This window comes from Streptomyces sp. NPDC057474 (genome assembly GCF_042802555.1).
Lineage (GTDB): Bacteria > Actinomycetota > Actinomycetes > Streptomycetales > Streptomycetaceae > Streptomyces.
Genome location: NZ_JBHVDX010000507.1, coordinates 1 through 1,146, shown reverse-complemented (window position 1 = coordinate 1,146; position 1,146 = coordinate 1). Strand labels below are relative to the sequence as shown.

The following is a 1,146-nucleotide window of genomic DNA, read 5'->3' as shown; positions in this document are numbered from 1 at the left end:
GCGATCGTACGTCCGTCTTGTTCGGCTGTGTCCCAGTCGCGCGGGCGGAGTTGGTACTTCTCGGAGTCGAGGTACTCCTCGCTGGCCGGTTTGAGTGGGGTGTTCTCGCAGAGTTCGTAGCCGGAGTAGACGCCCCAGGTGGGGGAGAGGGTCGCGGCCAGGACGGCGCGCAGCTCGAAGGCCGGGCGGCCGCCTTCCTGGAGGAAGGCGTGGAGGATGTCGGGGGTGTTGACGAAGAAGTTCGGCCGCATGTAGGCGGCGGCCTCGCCCGCCAGTTCGGTGGCGTACTCGGTGAGTTCCTGTTTGGTGGTGCGCCAGGTGAAGTAGGTGTAGGACTGCTGGAAGCCGGTGGCGGCCAGGGTGTGCATCATCGCCGGGCGGGTGAAGGCCTCGGCCAGGAAGATGACGTCGGGGTCGGTGGCGTTGACGTCGGCGATGACCTGTTCCCAGAAGACGACCGGTTTGGTGTGGGGGTTGTCGACGCGGAAGATCCGCACCCCGTGGTCCATCCAGTGCCGCAGTACCCGGGTGGTCTCGGTGATGAGGCCGGGCATGTCGGCGTCGAAGGCGATGGGGTAGATGTCCTGGTACTTCTTCGGCGGGTTCTCGGCGTAGGCGATGGTCCCGTCGGTGCGGTGGTGGAACCACTCGGGGTGTTTGTGCACCCAGGGATGGTCGGGGGAGCACTGCAGGGCGAAGTCGAGGGCCACTTCCAGGCCGAGCGTGCGGGCTTCGGCGACGAAGAAGTCGAAGTCCTCGATGGTGCCCAGGTCGGGGTGGACGGCGTCGTGGCCGCCGTCGGGGGAGCCGATCGCCCAGGGCACGCCGACGTCGTCGGGGGTGGGGGAGAGGGTGTTGTTGCGGCCCTTGCGGAAGGTCGTACCGATCGGGTGGATCGGGGGCAGGTAGATGACGTCGAAGCCCATGCGTGCGATCGCGGGCAGGCGGCGGGCGGCGGTGCGGAATGTGCCGTGGGGCTGCTCGGGGGTGCCCTCGGAACGCGGGAAGAACTCGTACCAGGAGCCGAACAGGGCCCGTTCCCGTTCCACCAGCAGCGGCAACGGTTCGCTGGAGGTGACCAGTTCGCGCAGGGGGTGGCGGGTCAGGACCTCGTCCACCTCCGGCGCCAACGCCGCCGCCAGACGG

The 1,146-nt window shown here is 68.2% G+C and carries 1 pseudogene; it reads right to left on the bottom strand.

The features are described from left to right. Positions 1-1,146, bottom strand: a pseudogene (locus ACFU53_RS48105) (alpha-1,4-glucan--maltose-1-phosphate maltosyltransferase); the annotation flags it as partial.